This window comes from Arthrobacter sp. TmtSoilC48 (assembly GCF_059739425.1).
The window spans coordinates 3,149,890-3,168,236 of the sequence record NZ_AP046049.1 but is presented as its reverse complement, the minus strand read 5'-3'; the positions used below and the strand labels follow the sequence as shown (position 1 = coordinate 3,168,236).

Genomic DNA, 18,347 nt, shown 5'->3' with positions numbered 1-18,347 from the left:
CCAATGCTCGACGACAGAGACGCAACCTCCCCGTGCATGGGCTGGACAGCGCTGGTAGGAGACCGCTGTAACCGGACGGCGTTTAAGCTGAACTCGATGTCTGGCCAGGCAGTTGGACGCTTGTGGGTTACAGCGCTAAATGGTGGTGTTGTTACGGCGCTGGTGGGGCCTTTCGGAGGCGGTGCTCTTCCCTCGCACGATCGGATGTAGCCCGGAAGCGTTCTGGAACACTCCTGCAGGACTCGCCGAACTTCGTCACTTGGGGCTTTTGGTATCGCGACGCGGAAAGGGCGGCGGAAGCTTCGTGAGGGCGAACACCGGGGACATCGCCAAGGCCCAGCGGGACAACCTTGCTACGTACTCCCTTGAGGATCTGCGCGACATCCGGGCTTGCAGCCACCTCTGGATCCGTCCTTTTCACCCGCCAGGAGATTGCCACGCAGGCGGAGGTGGCGGCCTTGGTTGTTTGGGTCAGCTCGCCTGACCGTCGGCGTATGGCGGCGTACGAACACACGATGATTGTGGACGCAATACGGGCCGGGGACACCACCCGTGCCAGAGGCCTCGCCGAAGAGCCTGTGCGCCTGGACATGAACCGCCTCATTGACCTGCGGCTGTCCCTGGAATCTCCGCCACCAGACTCACCACCCGGAATCGAAGGCATAGATAGCGCAGTTTCCGCACTCGAATCGTGCGCTGTGAGCCTCCTAGGGACCGCCGCCGAATCGATCCGGACGGTCGAAGAAGCCGCCCATGATGCCATTAGCCGTGCTAAGAGGGCCAGGCTGGATGAATTGAATAACGTCTACTACATGGCGCGTCAGAATCTGAACGCCATGCCGGAACTATACGGGACGGGATTCAGAGCCGATTCATCCTACTTTGGCGAACCCGGCTCCATCTGGTGCTACCTCCCGTCGGGACCGGAATCGGCGCAACGGTACGAATACGAGATGGGCCCGGAGTTCTACGACTACTTGACAACGCCATGGTGGCCTGCTCCGGACCCTGATGACAAAGTCCACGCCACCTACGCCTACATCGACGCACTTGGCGCAAACCAACACGTCGTCACTTCAGCAAACGTGTCACCAGAGCGGGCACAATGGCAGGCGTCGCTGCCGCAGACGTCTTCGTCAGCCAGTTCCAGGCCGAATTCGACCCTTTCCTCCGGCCGTTGCCCCCAAACACATGCATCGTGGACCAGAACGAAGTCGTAATCGCCACAGACACGGCCAGCCTCGTCGGTGGAATCCTTTCTCCAACCCATCAGGCTGAACGAAGAATCGCTCTCCCCTTGGTTCCCTGGGGCCTCTGCTTGAGCGTAGATACCAGCGAGAACGCAGCTGATTCGGCCCGTTGAACCGTCGCCGGCCCCTTTGCCGGCTGTCCGGGAGCGTGACTAGGATACTGGCGCCCGCTTCGATTAAGTAGTGGTGACGGCTTCGAACTGGTTTGATCTTCAGCCGCGACTGATAAGCGGACGAGTCGTTCATCCGTGGATCGAACTGAACAGCAAGTTGTGCGCTTCAGATATGGAGACCCGCCTGATCCGGGGTGCAGTGATTTTCGCAGCGGCCTCTTCGGGACATTAGCGCGTCACGACTCACATCGCAGTCGAGTCCTCGCGTCAGGCTGCTGTGTCCCCGTGCCTGCCGGTCACGCCGAACGTCCTGGGAGGAGGGCTCAGAACAAGGGGCCCGGACCAACTCAAGGTTGCCTGGACCCGGGCCGCGGAGCGTGGGAGGTCAGGTGGGGCCTGTACTGAGGGCGAAGCGCCAGTGCACCTATACCGCGGGAGACGTAGGCTTCCATGGCTCGCGGAGCGGTTCGAACAGAACCACTGCGGACCAGGAGGCTTCACCTGTCAGCAGCTCAGGGAAAATACCACAAGCAGCGACCTTAGACGTCAGGGCGTGGCCCGCGGCCTGACGTCCAAGCGATTGTTACCCGCACCTTGTCTAGGTTGCTTCAGCACGGAGCCTGCCGGTCGCGGACTCACCAGAGCGCTCATGGTCTTGCCAAGTCTCCTCAGCCCGCTAATCCCGGGCGGGTGTATTAGCGTGGGCGGTTCGCCGGGGATCGTTCAAAGAGGGCTGCTCACGGAACACTCGTAACCGTCAGCTGCGTGGAAGAGGCGACGTTCCCCTACCCATGAAGTAACCCAAATAATAGTCCGGTCAAAACTCAGTGCGTCTACCGTTCCGGAGAAACGGTGATTCCCATTTTCGAGAACCACGTTATGCCCTTCTTCGACCAGATCCCAAGGGGTGGTTGACGGTTGCGTCCAAGCCTTTGGAGAACCTCCGAGACCTTCATCATATGTTGCTTCCATAGCTGAGATTCGCCCTAAGCGACTTCGTCACGCCAGTGGACTGGGCTGATGGAAAGCAAGAGGCGTGTACCAGGGGTTGCACTGTACTGAACAGTGGTTCCCTTAGGAAGAACGAGCAATTCGTCGGCGTCACCCGTCAGGGTGTCCTTGTGTTTACCATTGATGATAACCAGCCGGGCCTGTCCCTCGATGACGTAAATCGTTTCCTCATACTGAACGGTCCAAGGGTCGCTGAAACCGCTCTCCTCGAACGTCATAATGTAAGTTCCAAGCTGCTGGAGCTCGCAGCCGGCGGTTCGATGCTCGATTTTTGCCGGACCAAAGTCGTTTACGTTGCTTGGATCAAAAGTGGGTTTGTGGTTCAAAGCGGTTGTCATGGGGGCTCCATATGCTGTGGTTAGTGATTGGATGGCCAGCCAGGCGTACTCCGACGTTTTGCTGGCCGAGCTTGATGGGGAGAGTAGCTGGGACTTGGAGCAAGGTTTGTTGGATCAGCCCTCCAAGGCGCCATCGAGTGCCATCGCGACGGCTTCTGGAAGCGGTCGGGAGCGGGCCTGGGTTGGGTCGACGTTAACGTAAACGAGTTCGACGTTCGCCACCTCCGTTCCACCACGGGCAATCGAAACGTCAATCTTGAAGCTCGAGTTCCCGACGTTTCGGCACTTGACGTCAACGTCGAGAATGTCGTCGAAGTAAGCGGGGGATTTGAAGGAAAGAACTGCGCTGACCACCGAGGGATCCGTCCCCTCAGCGACCAGTTTCGGGTAGGGCCAACCAATACTGCGGAAGAACTCCGTCATAGCGACGTCGGCGACCTCGAGATAGCGGCTGTTGAAGAGAAACCCCTGAGAGTCCACCTCATGGTTCCTCACGCGATGCTGGTACAGCGACATTAGGCGCCCATTTCTGCCTGCAGCTTTGCGTACAGATCCAGCCTCCGCAGTGCCAGGCCGGGTGCTTCGGGCTTTGCACGTGAGGCAACCAACAGGTCGTGGTCCAAATCGGCGACCAGCACTTCTTCGTCGGCTGATGCGGTGATGGCCAGAATCCCGTCGTTGACTCCTACTGTTTTGTCCACGGGCCCGGCGATTAGGGCCTTACCAACTGCGAACATCGGGGAATCGGTGGGAATGCCGCTTGTACCGAACAGTGGTGACATCACCACGTACAGTTGGTTCTCGATAGCTCGCGCCTGACACCCGGTACGCACCCTGTGGACGCCCCGCCGGTTCCACGTGAGGGAGGGGCAAAGGATCAGGTCGACGCCCTTATGGACCAGATAGCGTGAGAGCTCAGGGAACTGGATGTCCGCGCAGATCAGCAGGCCGACAGTAAACGGCCCAATCTTTGTGACCAGAAGTTCATCGCCGCCGCGGGCGCCGAGAGCATGCTCCTGTGGGGTGAGATGGATTTTGTCTTGGGACTCGATCCGACCATCCGGGTGGGCGATGAACGCTGTATTGCGCAGCGATCCATCCTCGGCGACCCGGTTGTGACTTCCACCAGCAACCACGATGTTGTAATCCCGAGCCATCCTGCGCATGCCCTCAACGAGGTCATCCGTGAACTCCGGCAGGAACTTCCAATAGTCCGAGGTGATTGTGGCGGTCGTCACTTCGTGATCGGCGACTGCTCCGAGGAGCCCCGTGCTTGCGAGCTCCGGGAAAAGCACGAGTTCGGCCTTTTGTTCCGCCGCGCGCTTTACCAGCCGCTCCACATGATCCAGATACTGCTGGAGGGTCCTCTCCGGCCGAAGCTCGAACTGAATGGTGGCTACCTTTAGTGACGCCTTGGTCATAGGAATCTCCTGTCTGAGAAGTCGGCCGTCTCTGGTCGGCGGTTCGTCCTTTATGTTCTTCCCGCGGTTGCGGACGCGTTGGTCGGCAGATCGTAGAAAGAATATTCAGGTGGGGCATGGCATTGTTGTCACAATCCATGCGCCGGTCCGACTCATGCAATAGACGCTAACGGAGCGTCGACGGGCTGAATATTAGGAGGATTCTGAAAGGGTAGTCAATGATTTGGTTCTGAGGCCAAAGGGTCAGGACTACTGAGCCTGCTGCATGGCTTTTGACATGGAAAGAACGCTGGAAAGCTAGTCGGCGGAGATTCTGAGCGCGGACCGGTTCATTTTCAAGGCACCAGCAAAGGTGCTGGTCTCCCCGGCGATGACCTCCGCCATCACTTGGCCGCAGATGGGCGCGCTTGCGATGCCCCATGCGTGGCCGAGATTAATATAGGCGCCGTCAGCCCGATCGACGATGGGCAGATGGTCTGTTGTTTCGCTTCCGAGTCCAGCCCAAAGTCCGGTAACGCCGTATTCCGCAAGGCTTGAGTATCTGTCCAAGGTTGTTGAAACCATTGCGTTTGTAGCATTAATGCTGATGTGGGGATTGAGGGAACCCCGTCCGTCAAGACTATTGCCGATGAATATTGACCCACCGCGGTTTTGGGCGATCGAATCGTCATAGTCGACGAACGAGGACCCTGAACTCCCGCCGGGGCTCGTTCCCGCGCTGGAACTGTTTGGGCGGGCAAAAACCGCGGCGTCATAAGTTGGAAGGTCCGTGAGCGCCCCGCATCCGTACACACCCCGGGGTCCATGCATTATGGCGTTCAAGCGCGTGTCTATGGGCTGAGTCAGCATCTGCCCCACTCTTGCGGTGCTGATTGGGACGTCGATCCCCTCGGCCCGGAGGTTGGTTGACCAGGCGCCCGTTGCCCACACCACGCCCGATGCATGGATCTCGCCCCGGACCGTGCGGACCCCTGTTACGGTTTCGCCATTTCGCAGGGTCGAAAGGACAGACGTATTTTCAAAAGTTCGGATACCTGCCCGCACACAGGCGCTGGCCAGAGCGTTGACGAACTGCACACCATCTATTTGGGCATCATCGGCGCAAAAGACGGCGCCGAGCGCGCTTTCCGGAAGGATGGAGGAGTGCTTCTGAGCCTCTTCCCGGCTGATCATGGTTGCGTCCAAGCCGGCTGCCCGCCGGTTGGAAGCATAATCTTCAAGAACCCGGCCCTGTGCGTCGTTTTCGAAGAAAAAGAGGCCACCTTGATTGCGATAGTCGAACACATCGCCAAGTTCGCTCAAGTAGTCCTGGTACTTTTCCTTGCCGGCTCTAGCGAGGGACAGTTCATCCCCTGTACGCCGCGTCTGCAGCCACAGGGAACCCGCGTTTCGTCCGGAAGCACCGTAGGCAGGAAACCGCTGTTCTACGACGACGACGTCGAATCCCCGCTTGCGCAGCTCCCAAGCGGTGCAAAGCCCCACAATTCCTGCTCCTATGACGACAATGTCACCTGTCGCAAGTGTGTCAGCGCTCATGGCAAGATACCTTCTTCCTCGGGCTGTCCTGTGGCCCTCTTCGTTAGTCTTCCAGATAGACGAATCCGATAGCAGGGAGAGAAGTCCTTGACGCTTGAATTTCCGGAGGTCAAGCCCATGCACATGACCTATACGCCAGATAACGCAAGCAGGCCCCATTTGCCAGCCGTACAGTGTTCGAGTCTCCACCTGTGACGTTAGGAGCCCACCAGCACAGGTGTAATTGTTTCTTGTCCAACGTTCGTGGAATAGCGTTAGAATTCTCACAGGGGGACGGCTAAATTTCTGGTCTAGTCTGGGCGAAAGCGCTAGGCGAGGCCAACCGCCCGTCCCGGTCTCTTCCCGAAAGAGTTCCCTATGATAGTTGATCCGACCTCCTTGCCACTGGGAGCAGTTCTAGCGGACTTGGGTCCTGCCGCGAAACTTGTCGCGGGCGCTGCTTCCCAGCAGTCCAGGCAAGTTCGCGGCGCTGTTGTCTTGCTGAAGCCGGAAGACTTACCGACCGACGTGGATGTGGTCGTGATTTGCCCAGGTGCCGCAAGCTTTAATGACTTGGTCGCTGACCGGCTCGATGGGCCCGGACGAGTCATCTTCGTTACGGCGTCAGATTCCTCTCTTTCGGAAGGGATCCAAGTCGTCGGGGAGCAACACGTAGTCATCGCTGTTGATCCAGCTCTGAACGTCGCTAGCGTCGTGATGTCATTTTCTCGATCGATGCAGATGCCGGAGGAATCTGTATCCCGGCGATTGGCCTCCTTGCAGCGGGCGCTCAGTCAATCGATGACCGAAACTGAACCGATACCGGCGCTACTAAGCCGATTGGCGCACGTATGTAATGCCACTGCAGTCCTGATCGATAGATTCGGTAAGACTGTCCATGCCACCGGGCCCACACCCATGTCACTTTTGTTTGAAGAGATCGGCCGCACCGAGGCCGATTCACAGAACGTGGACGTGGACGGATGGAGGGGGGTGGCAGCCAGAATTTCGGCGCCTGACGAGGCTGACTCGCATTTCGGTTGGCTCGTCATCACGGCTCGGCGGACGAATTTTCCGGATAGCCATTCAACCTCCGCGGCTCACGTGGCTGCAACCTTGGTGGAGGCCAGCCAGCGAATGGCCGTGGCAGCCCGACAACAAGAACGAGCCATACGCACTGCCGTGCTTGAGGAGGCGCTGGCATTGCGCCGCGAGCCTCACAATCCGGAATTGGCGGCCCGAATAGCGGCTTTCGGCCTGTCTTTCGCCGACGAGTTGCGGACCATTGTTTTCCGGCCAATTCGGCCTGCGGTTGCATCGCGCTCGTTGCCAGCGGCTGAGGATCTATCGGAAATGTTGGGCAAGGCACTGGAGTCACAGTCCATCGCGTACCTCATGACCGCCAAGGACAAGACAATAACGATAGCGGCGCAGTGCAGTGTTCAGGCGTTCAGGAGAATGATCGTGGCGGAAGGCTCCAAACTCCCAGGCGCTCTCATTGGAATCGGCCGCAGTGTTCATGCGTTAGGCGACATTCTGGACTCCTACCAGGATGCGCAGCTGGCGGTTCGAACCCTTCGCCGTAATTCGCGAGGACCAAAAGTTATGGCCTACGAAGACTTCAACTACGCAACGAGGCTTTTCGCTGATGTCGGGTTCGACAAGATGATTAAATGGGCCCAGGAGTTCCTGAAGCCCTTGGAGGGGCGGGAGCTGCTTGTTGAGGGTCTACAGACCTACTTTGAGCATGCTCAGAACATCAACGCGGCGGCCGATTATCTCGAAATCCACCACAACTCATTGCGCTACCGGATAGCTAAAGCTGAAGAAATCCTGGGCATCAATCTCAGGGAACCGGGTGCCGTCTCGTCCGTCTTCTTAGCACTAACAGCTCTTGAGTTAGGACGGATTCAACAGCCGCGGCCCAAGTCGTCGGGCGATACTGCGCGAAGCCGAAGGCCATCGGACGTTGAAGCAAGCGACGTAGTGCCCTACTCGAGGCCATCCGTCGAAAGGGCCGGCGTAGTTCGTGCTCCCGCGAGGTGAGACGCGGAGCGGGAGATCCTAAGAGCGTGGGCGGAGTTATCCAGAAGTCCGCTTCGTGGCGCTAAACGCTTGCTCTGTAGGAATCGTCGTTGGCCAAACCGAACGGAAGTCTTGGTCTCAGGGAGTGCGGCTGGCTGCAGCTCGATCGGGCGATTTGTGGCTCTTAAGCTGTGTTCCGCGGCCGTAGCGTCTGTTACTTGATTGATTTCATGAAGAAGTAGGCTAGTCCGCGCCGGCAACCACGCTTCGCCTGCGCACTACTGAGCCCTAACAATCCGCTTCCGCAAGATCAAAGCGGGATGTCCAACGTGAGACGTCTACCCTGGTGATGGTTCTGCCGGGATGGGTGTTCGTGGCGGTCTGGCTCGCTGCCACTTCGCTGGTGTCGCTCAGGCACCGACAAGCACTTAAATCTCTATCCACCATCGGCAAACCGTGCGCCAGAGACGACTGGTTTCGTAGCGGTGTTGATCAATACCCAGCATCCGCGCGGGTCCGCTTTTTTTGGCTGGACCAGCGGCCACGAGAAACCGAACGAAGCGGCTTCCTTGGCGGTGGCCTTGCCGGATCCGATGAGCGCGGCCAACACCGCTACACGGAGCCTGCGGCTGTGTGCCGTGCCCGGCGCGGGACCTGCGCTGTCTGCTCGCTGAAGGTCTGGCGGGCACAGGCAATCATCGCAAAAGAATCCTCGCTTTGCCGAGACCGCATCGACCGGACCAGCGACAGGAACGTCACGCAGACGTTGATGCCGGCGGGAACGAGCGTGGCTACTGACCTGACTTGGATCACGGGCCCTGGGTTTTCGATCGGGGATGGCTTTGACCTGCGATGATGTCTGCGAAATGGTGCTTTTTCACGCACTAATCGGTTTTGTTCTAGTGTCGCGGTGTGGTGTTTATCAGGCGGGTGCGAACGGCTTCGGGGGCGACGGCGGTGCAGATCGCCGAGTATGTACGAGGTCGTCAGCGGATCGTGGAGCATGTCGGTTCGGCGCATACGGAACCTGAGCTCGGTGTGCTGCTCGAGCGCGCCCGTGAACTGCTGGAGAATCCTGCCCAGGGTGTCCTTGATCTTGGCGTCGAGCCGACGCTGCCGTGAATGGTCTGGTGGGACCTGCCGGCCAGGGCCTGTACGAGGCGGCGGGCACGGTGACGGCGGCCGGTCGTGCCAGCCCGGGACGGGTGGTCGGCACGGACTCGCGGATCCTGTTCGATGCCTTGGCCGGGGTGTTCACAGCGCTGGGTTTCGGCGGGCTCGGCGACGAGGTGTGCCGTGACTTGGTGGTCGCCCGGGTGGTGGAACCGACATCGCTGCTGGATGCCGGCAGGATCCGGCGGGACCTTGGCCAAAACTCACGCACTAAGCAAATGAGCCAAGTCAGGAGCGTGGCTAAGACGACACCGCAGGTCGATGACCTCAAGGTCGGTGAAGCGGCAGCCGGACAGGTTGAAGTTGGTGGAAACGATCCATCCACTCGGTTCGTTCGAAGAGGCGAGACCTGTAAAGGAGACTAGGACACGAATTCTAGGGGAATGCCGTGCCAACTAGAGCAGCCGACCGCTCGAGTCTGCCATCGTCCGCCACCACAGTGGTCGGCATTGATGACAATCCGAGAGTAAGATCCAAGGCGGTCGAAACTCTGCTGGATACGTCCGAGATACTTCCCAGCCCATCCACCTCCGTCAAGATGCCGCGTTCGCCGTACCGGGACGTAACGGCGGTTGTCTGGTCGAAATACAGTTTCATCCTGCTTCTTATGACTTCCGCAGTGTCGTCCGAGCGGTTTTCGCGTTCAGCTCTCTGGAGTAAGCGCTGGACCAGTTCGTCTGTATCGGCAGTGAGCTGCAGTACGACGTCAAGCTCGCGACACCTGGTTGCAAGGATCTCGTCGAGATAGTCAACCTGACCTAGAGTGCGGGGATATCCATCCAACAGAAATCCGTTGTCCGCGTCGTTTTGTTCCAGGCGCTCACGAACCATCGCGTTCGTCACCGAATCGGGCACAAATTGCCCTGCATCCAGATATGACTTGGCCGATTGGCCCAAGCGTGTTTCATTTTTGACATTTTCGCGGAAGATGTCTCCGGTTGAAATGCTGACGATCCCGAACCTCTTTGCAATGTAGCTTGCTTGCGTACCTTTGCCAGCTCCAGGAGGACCTATGAGAAGCATTCTGATCACGGAAGCATCCTATCTAGCGGATCGAGGTCATTGAGGACGGTTCTGGAAACTGCGGGGGAGGACGCCGCTGCTGGCGCAGTGTCGTCTTGCCAGCAGTTGAAGAGCTCGGAGAGCGTTGGAAACCATACACCTTCAAATGAAGTGACGTGGTCGAGGAACTTTTCGAGCATTACAAGGTTGTGTGCGCGTCCAATGGTCTGCGGGTGTAGCGTCCACGTCATTGCGCCCCCGGCACATCGCTCATAGGCGAAATTGAAACTGTCGATCCAACGAGCCAGAACCGTCTCGTTGCTCTGCATGAGCGCGTTTCCCTTGAAAGACTCGAGTTCGGGGAAATCGTCGAGGAACCAGGACACAGGGAACTCAAGTACGCTGCTCTCCGGGCCGAAGGTGTTGCCTTCTTCTTCGCTAACGCCGACCACCATCCGGGGCCGGTAAGGCTCGAAGTCCCTCCCCATGAGAGACGAATCCCAGTCAAACTCGAATTTCGCAAGGAGATCGAGGGTGTTGTCCGTAACGTCCAATGCAGGAGAGCGGTATCCCCGAGGACGTTTACCCAGGAGCTTTTCGTGCTGGGCTATTTGAAGTTCCAGCAGTCGTTCCTCCTCGGCTCGATCGAGTGAAGGCACATATTCGTGGTAGACACCGTGGGCGCCGACTTCATGGCCGGATTCGACAATTGCATCCACTGAGCTGCGGAATGTTTGCATCGTGTGTGTGGGCACACACCACGTCGTAGTGATTCCGTAGCGACGGAAGACGTCAAGGAGTCGTGGGGCGCCGACTAAGGCGCCGAATTCACCTCGGGACATCAAGGACTGGGACGATGATCGAAAAGTGCCTAGCCATACGCTTTGGGCATCAAAATCGGGGCTTAGAGAAACGGCGAGGCGTTTGCCGTCGGGTAGATGAAGAGGCACTACGAGCAACTTTCTGTTCCAGGCAAGGGGAGCTCGCCGTGACGAATGTTCTTGTTCGAGCGGCCAGCCTAGGCTGGCCGCCGGGAAAGAAGGACGATCCAGTCGCCTTCCTGGCAGATCACGCCGTCCTGGTTCAGAATTTGAACCCGGGTGGTCACAACTCCCCGGTCGGGCTTGCTGGCAGACGGCTTGATGCCAATCACTTCTTCGCGGACACTGATGGTGTCGCCAATACGGATCGGCGCACGGAGGTTCCAGTTGTCAATTCCTAGAAAGGCGATTGCTGAGCCGTTCTTCCATCCCAGTGCCATTTCCAGCCCAAAGGCAATTGAAAGTGCGCCGGGACCATGGAAGAGCCGGGTGCCAAATTCTGTCGTTTTGGCGTACTCCTCGTTGGTGTGCAGCGGGTGCATGTCTCCGGACCATGTGGCGAACGTTACGACATCGAACTCTGTGACGGTCCGTCCTGCCGAGTTCCACTGCTGTCCAAGTTCCAACTCGTCCAGGTAGCGCACGGCTGACTCATTGGTCGTGCCGAGTAGATGAGTAGTCAATGTTTCTTTCACTTCCGTATAGTTTCTGATGCTCTTGTGGCAGGGGCGGGTGCCCCGGGCTAATAGCGGATGACTCCGTCTACCGGGGTGGTCAGGGACGACCGGTAGAGGGAAAGTTCGTCGAGGGAGTGGCTGAGGCGGTCGCCTGAGATCAGTTCGGCCACCAGCTTTCCCGTGATCGGCCCGGCCAAGTTGCCGTAGACGTGCCCGGTGGCCAGAATCAGACCGGGAAATTCCTCCACCTCGTCAACGATCGGGAGGGAGTCAGCCGTGGCGGGGACGAGGCCAGCCCAGGCACGTTCAATACCGAGAGCCCTGTAGTTCGGGAAGGTTTTGAGCAATGAATCGATGGCCAGTTTTAGACCGGCAGCAGGCATCCTGTCGTCGAGTTGCTCAGGATAGTCCATTGGGCAGCCAATGAATAGGTTCCCGTCCTCAGTCTTGGCCACACATTCCATGTGTTCGAGGCCCTGTGATTGGTCCTCTGAAGGGGAGGTGAAGTACTCGTCGCGGTAACTGGGGAGGTTCCGGATGTGGGCGTATTGCTTCGCAGCAAGCGGTCCATTCAGGATTTTATCGAGCTTCTCCTCTACAGGAGCCAGTAGGACAGCACCCAGCCTGTGCGGCTTGATGGGTACGGTTATACCCTCTGATTCGAGCATTGTAGACCACACACCACCCGCCCAAACGACCCTGTCAGCTGAAACGCTGCCGCCGGGTGTTCGTACTCCGACGACTTTCGAGCCATTCCGCAGGAGTCCAAGGACCGGCGTGTTTTCATGAATTCGAACACCGAGCCTCCGGCATTCCTGCGCCAAGGCACGGACGAACTTCGGCGTGCGAATTTGGCCATCTTCCGGGCTGAACGTTGCCCCAATAACATCGGGCGGCAGTATCGGGGCGGCTTCGTGGGCGGCCTGGTCGTCAAGGAGCTCGGCTTTGAAGCCATCAGCGATCCGGGCTTCTACAAATTCCTTGTAGACCCGCCGCTGATCGTCCGTGTAGAAGAACGTCATGGCACCGTTGCTTCGGTATTCGAATGACGGCCCAAGGAGGTCCGAAAAGTCGTCGTAAAGAGCCCTCCCAGCACGGGTCAGTTCGACGGCGTAGTCGCCATGGCGATTCTGCATGTGGAGGAATCCGAGGTTTCGCCCGGAAGCCCCGTGGCCAAGTTCCCGCTGTTCTAGAAGAACAACATCGTGTCCTTTTGACGCAAGAAAATAGGCGGTTGATACACCCACTATCCCGCCGCCTACAACAACCACACCGGCCTTATCGAGGATCATTTTCGTCATTTCCTAACATCGTCTTGGAGCAACACTCATGCGGGGTGCCGTCTCGTGATTTGTCGGCCTATGAAGCGGGCTGTTATGCCCTGCCCTGGCTCTTTTCGGCTGACAACAGCGTCGCGACGTCGCGCCTGTTGACTTTTCCCGTTGTCGAATTCACAGGAAGTGAGTCGACGACGATGAACTCGCTTGGGACCTTATACGACGACAGACGGGCGGAAGCGAATCCCTTTACTTCGGCTGCGTCAAGGGGCTCCGTGCCCCTGGGGACGACAGCCGCCACTACACGCTGGCCGTAGACGTCATCTGGAAGACCAACGACCGCCACTTCACCGATAGAGGCATGCTGCTGAAGCACACGCTCAACTTCCGCTGGGGAAATGTTTGTTCCGCCACGGATGATGACGTCGGAGAGCCGTCCAACGACATAGACAAAACCCTCCTCATCCACCCGCACAAGATCTTTTGTGCGGTACCAGCCGTCATCAGTAATGACAGAGCGAGTTTGTTCCTCGTCACGCCAATAACCGAGCATCAACCCCGGTCCAGTCGAGTATGCTTCCCCAACCTGTCCGGCTGAAACTTCCGTTCCGTCGGCGTCGAGAACTTTCAGCTTCGACCGCGGCACAAGCTTGCCTGCCGACCCGGGTTTGGGTGTTGGGTTCGCGATGGGGTCGTAAGTCACCAGCGGTAGGCATTCGGATGCGCAATACGCATCCAAGACTGGCAGTCCAGTTTGGGCTTCCCAACGGCTGAAAGCTACTTCGTTCCGGGGCTCCCCACCTGAGATGCAGAGTCGGAGTGATGGGAAAGCAGGCTGATCGCCGCCTCGGAGTTCAGCGAATTGGGCCAATTTCCCGAAAGTCGCGGTCACACCGGCGAGGAAAGTGGCGGAATGCATCTCGATGGCGGGAGCAATCATGTCAGGACGTGCTCTCCGGACTATCACAACCGTCCCGCCGCGTAGGAGGACGGCCAAGGATGTGCTGGCCAGCCCATAGAGCCACGCCATCGGCAAACAGATTATTGCTTTGTCTTCGGGCGAGAGGTGCCACACTTCGCCGTAAGTGTTCGCGCAGTTGTATAGGGCCAAGGCTGAGAGCATGATCGCTTTTGGACGGCTCGTGGTGCCAGACGAGAAGCAGATCATGGACAGCGGTTCGCGAAGACCCTCAGGGTTGGGAAGTGCGTCGTGCCGAACCTCGGTTACGTGAAAGTCGACGATTTCGACAATTGGCGCATTTCGTGCGGAGGCAGCGATATGCCCACGATCAACGCTTTCGGAGATGACTATCAGCGCAGGATCACTCGTGGCAATGGCATATTCCAGGTCCTCCGGACCCGAAGAAGGATAGACAGTAACCAGAACGCCGCCGCTGCGCCACACAGCGAGGGCTGTGGAAAGGTAGTGCGCTGAACTTTCTGCGACGAGGGCAACCCGGTAGCCTGGCTTAAGGCCAGCTGAAAGCAGCACAGCTGAGCGTTGCTCAATGGATATCTGAAGATCCCTGTAGCTCATGAAGGTGTCGCCGTCGACAATCGCTGTGTTGTCCGGGTACTGATCGGCGATGCGTTCCAGGGCGGAGACGCAATCCGCTAGTTCCGGCGACAATTCATTCATTTCCGCTCCACTTCATCTATTCGTTAGAAATTTCCAGTTCGCCCTTTGAGCCGGCCTCGCCGACTCAACGGGCGCCTGGACATTGGCGTTGGCTATTCTTGCTATTCTCCGGCCGCGAGTCCACGCAGAATTTTTTCTGCGTCTGATGCCATGTTTTGGACGATCTCACCAGCGGGCAGAATCTCATGGACAAGCTGCATGGTCTGACCCACCGGCATCATCCCGAAGTCCATGTCGCCGTCCTGGTAGCCTGTTTCGACCCGGGTGCCGGCGACGGCGTATTGTCCAGGGAATCCTGCCGGTTTCTTGTCAGCGGACTCCCATTCAGAGGTCCATTTGTTCTCGAAGGCACGCATACGCTTACCGCTGTACGAGTAAGTGATAGTGCTGTCCTTGAAGGATCCTTCCAGAACACGGTTCTTGAAATTGTCGTGCCCATAGGCTTCGGGGCTGGCAATGAACCGCGTTCCCACCCAGACGCCAGCTGCGCCCAAAGCGAGCGAGGCGGCCAGGCCGCGTCCATCAGCGATTCCGCCAGCGGCCAGGACTGGTTGATCCACCACATCAATAACGGCAGGGACGAGGGTCATAGTGGATGCGTACCCGGTGTGCCCACCGGCCTCAGTTCCTTGAGCGACAATAAAGTCGACACCCGCTGAGCTGGCTTCCTGGGCCTTGCCCACGGAGCCGACAAGGGAAAACACCGTGATCCCGCGGTCCTTGCACTCTTTGATGAACCAATCCGGTGTAGCGAACGTCAAAACAACTGCCGAAGGTGCAGCGTCCAGGACGATCTGCACCTGATCTGCGACGGCGCCTGGTGTGAGCATGGCCTCGACACCTGCCAGTTTCTTCTGGTCAGCCCCGGAGAGCGACTGCCACAGCTCGCGTACGGGAGCCCACTGCGCCTCATCCTCAGACGTCAACGAATCCGGCAACAGAAGGTTCACCGCGTACGGTTTGTCGGTTCCGGCTTCGATCTTCTTGATTTCGGCGCGAAGCTCATCCGGCATGAAGCTGACACCGCCCAGGCATCCCAAGCCGCCGGCGTTACTGACCGCGGTGACGAGTTCCGCCTGCGCGACACGCGCCATGCCAGCGGAGCAGACGGGGTATTGGAGGCCCAGGGCTTCCGTCAATGCTGTCTTGATCACTTATACACCTTTCATTCGGAGCCCAAGATCATCCTGGCTTCCGGATAGTTCATCATTGACCCAAGAAGGGAATAGTTGGTGGGGGATTCTGTTGTTAGTACGCCATATCGTCGGCGGCCTACGTCGCGTTCCAGCCGCCATCGACTTGGATGGTTTGACCGTTTACATAACCAGCAGCGTCCGACGCGAGGAACAGCACTACGCTCGCCACCTCTGATGGTTCGCCCGATCGCTTTGCCGGAATGAGGAAGTCCATAATTTCAGGCGACACCCCGATGCCTCGCTGCTGCGTCGAAACGAGATCACCCAAGATCTCCTCAGAAGTCGCACGAAGGTTTGTCTTGATGACGCCCGGGGCGACAACGTTGGCGGTTACCCCGTGTGGGGCAACATCGATGGCGAGACGACGGGTCAGTCCCTCTATGCCCGCCTTGGACGCGACGTAGGAGATGCCGTCTGCTGCGCCCCTTTGGCCGGCGACGGAGCCGATTGTAATGATGCGACCTGAGTTCTGCTTCGTCATTACCTGCGCCGCTGCACGGCAGCCGTAGAACGTCCCTGTCAGGTTGACCCCGATAATCTTGGCCCACAGCTCGGGCGTCGTTTCGAGCACGTCGGCGTACCCGTCGAAGACTCCCGCGCTATTGACCATGACGTCCAGTTTGCCGGTCTTCTCGACAACCTCGTCCACCAAGGCTGACACCGAGTGATAGTCGCTAACATCTACGGCCCGTGTGTGGAGTGAGTCCGGAGAGCCGAGCTCTTGCCGGGTCTCCGCCAAACGTTCCTCTGAAACGTCACTCGCATAGACTTCGTAGTCTGCTTCGACGAATGCCTGGGCAATGGCCCGGCCGATGCCTGAGCCGGATCCGGTGATTATTACGCTTTTGCTTCCCATGCCCTAAAAACTACGTTGGGTATCTTCCGAGTGAAACTGTCATCTTCACGGCTTTTTGGCGACGTTGTCGTGGAAGCTACAGGAGCCGGGTTGGAGGTTCGGTATCTGGGCCGTCCGCTCATGGACTCGCAGGTGAAGGATGAGGATGGGCTCTGACGCCCCGCGTTTGTACTTTGACTAGGGGTGCGTGGCGTCCGTTGAAAAAATACCGGGGCCGGTACCCGTCTTGTCGCTCTAAGGTGACAGGTACGACAAACCGTCAGCAGTTTCCGGCAAATCAAGGCGCACAGACCACAGAACGGGAAGCGCAGCGATTATGCCGGTACCAACCCCGGGTCCCCCAACTGACCGTACGCTGGGGGACCCGGCTCCAAGCAGTGCCACGTTTTTCGTCGCTTGACTGGGCCGTCGAGCACTTGCGCAGATGCGTTAGTAATTTTCCGCCTGGACGTCACGGCTTCAGAAAATCTCCAATGCCACGATGATGCGGTTGATTCTAAAGTTCAAGGACATGGCCGACATATTTGGAGCTTGGCTCGTCACCTTGCCTAGCACCGCAGGCCTTTTGAAACACATGACGGTTCGGGAGAAACATTGCAAAAGGATACTGCAGACCAGTCTGGGGCTTATTGGTCATCCTCTGTCAGCCAAGTCACTGATACGAACGTTTATGTTCGCGGCTATGACCTTGAGGACCTGATCGGGCAAATCCCCTTCACGGCAGCCATATTTCTCGTGATCCGTGGTCGGATCCCTTCGGACCATGAGATACGGGCGCTGGACGCAGTCCTCAGCGGAATCCTGGATTATGGTCTTGAAAAGCCCGGGACAGTGGCCGCGAGGTTTGCTGTCTCCGCCAATCCAAGTATGGCTATCGGCATGTCAGCCGCCTGTTTATCTGTCGGGAAGCACACGTTGGCGACTGAGGACAGCGGCCGCTTCATCCGGGCTACGCATGCGGAGTTTCTGGGATCCGGCCTCACACTCGAAGCTTTCGCTGAGGAAAAGGTAAACCGCATGCGTGAAGCAAAGGAACGCATCCCGGGCTTGGGGCACCCTATTTTTAAGGTTGTTGATCCTCGCGCTGAACGGCTCCGGTCGATTGCTCTGCAGGAAGGTCTGTGGGATCAGGCGGCTGAAGTGTACGAGGCAGTGCACAGGGCCTTCACGAAACTCCCAGGTAAGTCGGACATCCCGATAAATGACGTTGGTGTTATGGCCGCGATACTCCTGGGGCTCGGCTTCACGCCCGAAGAGGGTACAGGTGTTGCCTTGCTCTCGACGCTGCCTGGGGTTATCGCCCACGTATCCGAAGAGCTCTCCGGAGGAAAGCCAATCCGAATCGTCCCGAGAGATTCAGCATCCTACGAAGGGACCACTGGCCGGGATTTTGACGCGGACCGACTCAAAGCCGGCTGGGGCCCTTCCGGGGCCTAGACGGTAACCGAATAGGAGCAAAGATGGATGCAGGAGCCGGGAATCGTCTGATCCCTTCAGCAACTCGATTCTTTGAGGATCTTCAAACCGGAGATTCGTGGTCGTCTCAAGGACGAACGATTACAGAGACGGACCTGGTTACCTTCGCGACGTGGTCCGGGGATATGCACCCCCTACACACCAACCAGGAGTATGCCCGTGGTACTCAGTTTGGAGAACGGGTTTTCCACGGTCCGGGGACACTTGCGATCGCTTTTGGCCTGGAAATGGGAATGGGGTGGAAGGAACGTTCGGCCATAGCATTTCTGGGCATTCACGACTGGAACCTCATTGCACCTGTTCGCATCGGCGACACCATTGCTGTACGGGAAGAGGTAGTAGAGCTCCGGCCTTCTGCGACTAAGCCGGACCGGGGCATTGTGAAAACCAGACTTCAGATACTCAATCAGCGAGGCGAAGTCTGCCAAGAGGGATTGTGGGTCGTTCTCCTGTATCGGTCTGCTGCCTACACACCATGAAGACGGAGGAATCGATGAGTGGGACCGCGGATGAGGAGATGGACTCAGCAGAACCGCGAGTTCCGCCGCTTGCGGTAA

16 protein-coding genes and 1 pseudogene are annotated in these 18,347 nt (G+C 58.2%); 5 read left to right on the top strand and 12 right to left on the bottom strand.

Annotated elements, in window-relative coordinates; genetic code table 11:
- Positions 1 to 365 precede the first annotated feature (365 nt).
- Positions 366 to 1,220, top strand: a complete 855-nt coding sequence (locus AC6I97_RS14715; protein ID WP_497945271.1) for a PDC sensor domain-containing protein — start codon at positions 366 to 368, stop codon at positions 1,218 to 1,220.
- 1,129 nt (positions 1,221 to 2,349) lie between these two features.
- On the opposite strand, the gene AC6I97_RS14710 is transcribed toward AC6I97_RS14715, so the two are convergent.
- The 4 genes from AC6I97_RS14710 to AC6I97_RS14695 all read right to left on the bottom strand — a co-directional run bounded on the left by AC6I97_RS14710 (position 2,350) and on the right by AC6I97_RS14695 (position 5,669).
- Positions 2,350 to 2,712: a EutQ-related cupin domain-containing protein gene (locus tag AC6I97_RS14710; RefSeq protein WP_224089849.1), complete on the bottom strand. Its 363-nt coding sequence runs from the start codon at positions 2,710 to 2,712 to the stop codon at positions 2,350 to 2,352.
- 114 nt (positions 2,713 to 2,826) lie between these two features.
- Positions 2,827 to 3,228, bottom strand: a complete 402-nt coding sequence (locus AC6I97_RS14705) for an acyl-CoA thioesterase (protein ID WP_224090975.1) — start codon at positions 3,226 to 3,228, stop codon at positions 2,827 to 2,829.
- A complete protein-coding gene (locus AC6I97_RS14700) occupies positions 3,228 to 4,133 on the bottom strand; it encodes a nitrilase-related carbon-nitrogen hydrolase (RefSeq protein ID WP_497945270.1) in 906 nt (301 codons plus the stop codon). The genes AC6I97_RS14705 and AC6I97_RS14700 overlap by 1 nt, the downstream gene beginning before the upstream one ends.
- Positions 4,134 to 4,430: 297 nt before the next feature.
- Positions 4,431 to 5,669: an NAD(P)/FAD-dependent oxidoreductase gene (locus AC6I97_RS14695; RefSeq protein WP_224089851.1), complete on the bottom strand. Its 1,239-nt coding sequence runs from the start codon at positions 5,667 to 5,669 to the stop codon at positions 4,431 to 4,433.
- A 780-nt stretch (positions 5,670 to 6,449) separates the two neighbouring features.
- Here AC6I97_RS14695 and AC6I97_RS14690 point away from each other — a divergent pair.
- Positions 6,450 to 7,694, top strand: coding sequence for a PucR family transcriptional regulator (locus AC6I97_RS14690; RefSeq protein WP_497945269.1), 1,245 nt, complete (start codon positions 6,450 to 6,452; stop codon positions 7,692 to 7,694).
- 591 nt (positions 7,695 to 8,285) lie between these two features.
- Here the strand turns inward: AC6I97_RS14690 and AC6I97_RS14685 are convergent.
- Positions 8,286 to 8,486 carry a hypothetical protein gene (locus AC6I97_RS14685; RefSeq protein WP_224089853.1) on the bottom strand — a complete coding sequence of 67 codons (201 nt, stop codon included), beginning with the start codon at positions 8,484 to 8,486 and terminating at the stop codon, positions 8,286 to 8,288.
- Between the two features lie 99 nt (positions 8,487 to 8,585).
- Between AC6I97_RS14685 and AC6I97_RS14680 the strand changes: the two are divergent.
- A pseudogene (locus tag AC6I97_RS14680) lies at positions 8,586 to 9,052 on the top strand (IS1634 family transposase); the annotation flags it as partial.
- A gap of 169 nt (positions 9,053 to 9,221) precedes the next feature.
- Here AC6I97_RS14680 and AC6I97_RS14675 read toward each other — a convergent pair.
- The 7 genes from AC6I97_RS14675 to AC6I97_RS14645 all read right to left on the bottom strand — a co-directional run bounded on the left by AC6I97_RS14675 (position 9,222) and on the right by AC6I97_RS14645 (position 16,314).
- Positions 9,222 to 9,869 carry an adenylate kinase gene (locus AC6I97_RS14675; protein WP_224090977.1) on the bottom strand — a complete coding sequence of 216 codons (648 nt, stop codon included), beginning with the start codon at positions 9,867 to 9,869 and terminating at the stop codon, positions 9,222 to 9,224.
- 5 nt (positions 9,870 to 9,874) lie between these two features.
- Positions 9,875 to 10,690, bottom strand: coding sequence for a polysaccharide deacetylase family protein (locus AC6I97_RS14670; protein ID WP_224089856.1), 816 nt, complete (start codon positions 10,688 to 10,690; stop codon positions 9,875 to 9,877).
- A 176-nt stretch (positions 10,691 to 10,866) separates the two neighbouring features.
- Entirely contained in the window at positions 10,867 to 11,364 is a 498-nt protein-coding gene (locus AC6I97_RS14665; protein WP_442006380.1) for a MaoC/PaaZ C-terminal domain-containing protein, read from the bottom strand.
- A gap of 47 nt (positions 11,365 to 11,411) precedes the next feature.
- Positions 11,412 to 12,638 carry an NAD(P)/FAD-dependent oxidoreductase gene (locus AC6I97_RS14660; protein WP_224089858.1) on the bottom strand — a complete coding sequence of 409 codons (1,227 nt, stop codon included), beginning with the start codon at positions 12,636 to 12,638 and terminating at the stop codon, positions 11,412 to 11,414.
- A gap of 82 nt (positions 12,639 to 12,720) precedes the next feature.
- Positions 12,721 to 14,262: a class I adenylate-forming enzyme family protein gene (locus AC6I97_RS14655; protein ID WP_224089859.1), complete on the bottom strand. Its 1,542-nt coding sequence runs from the start codon at positions 14,260 to 14,262 to the stop codon at positions 12,721 to 12,723.
- A 101-nt stretch (positions 14,263 to 14,363) separates the two neighbouring features.
- Positions 14,364 to 15,416 (bottom strand): NAD(P)H-dependent flavin oxidoreductase, encoded by a 1,053-nt coding sequence (locus tag AC6I97_RS14650; RefSeq protein ID WP_224089860.1) that lies wholly within the window; start codon positions 15,414 to 15,416, stop codon positions 14,364 to 14,366.
- A gap of 118 nt (positions 15,417 to 15,534) precedes the next feature.
- Positions 15,535 to 16,314 carry an SDR family NAD(P)-dependent oxidoreductase gene (locus AC6I97_RS14645; protein ID WP_224089862.1) on the bottom strand — a complete coding sequence of 260 codons (780 nt, stop codon included), beginning with the start codon at positions 16,312 to 16,314 and terminating at the stop codon, positions 15,535 to 15,537.
- A gap of 594 nt (positions 16,315 to 16,908) precedes the next feature.
- Here AC6I97_RS14645 and AC6I97_RS14640 point away from each other — a divergent pair.
- Both AC6I97_RS14640 and AC6I97_RS14635 read left to right on the top strand, forming a co-directional pair.
- Positions 16,909 to 17,751: a citryl-CoA lyase gene (locus AC6I97_RS14640; protein WP_497945268.1), complete on the top strand. Its 843-nt coding sequence runs from the start codon at positions 16,909 to 16,911 to the stop codon at positions 17,749 to 17,751.
- A 23-nt stretch (positions 17,752 to 17,774) separates the two neighbouring features.
- Positions 17,775 to 18,269 (top strand): MaoC/PaaZ C-terminal domain-containing protein, encoded by a 495-nt coding sequence (locus tag AC6I97_RS14635; RefSeq protein ID WP_497945267.1) that lies wholly within the window; start codon positions 17,775 to 17,777, stop codon positions 18,267 to 18,269.
- Positions 18,270 to 18,347: the final 78 nt, after the last annotated feature.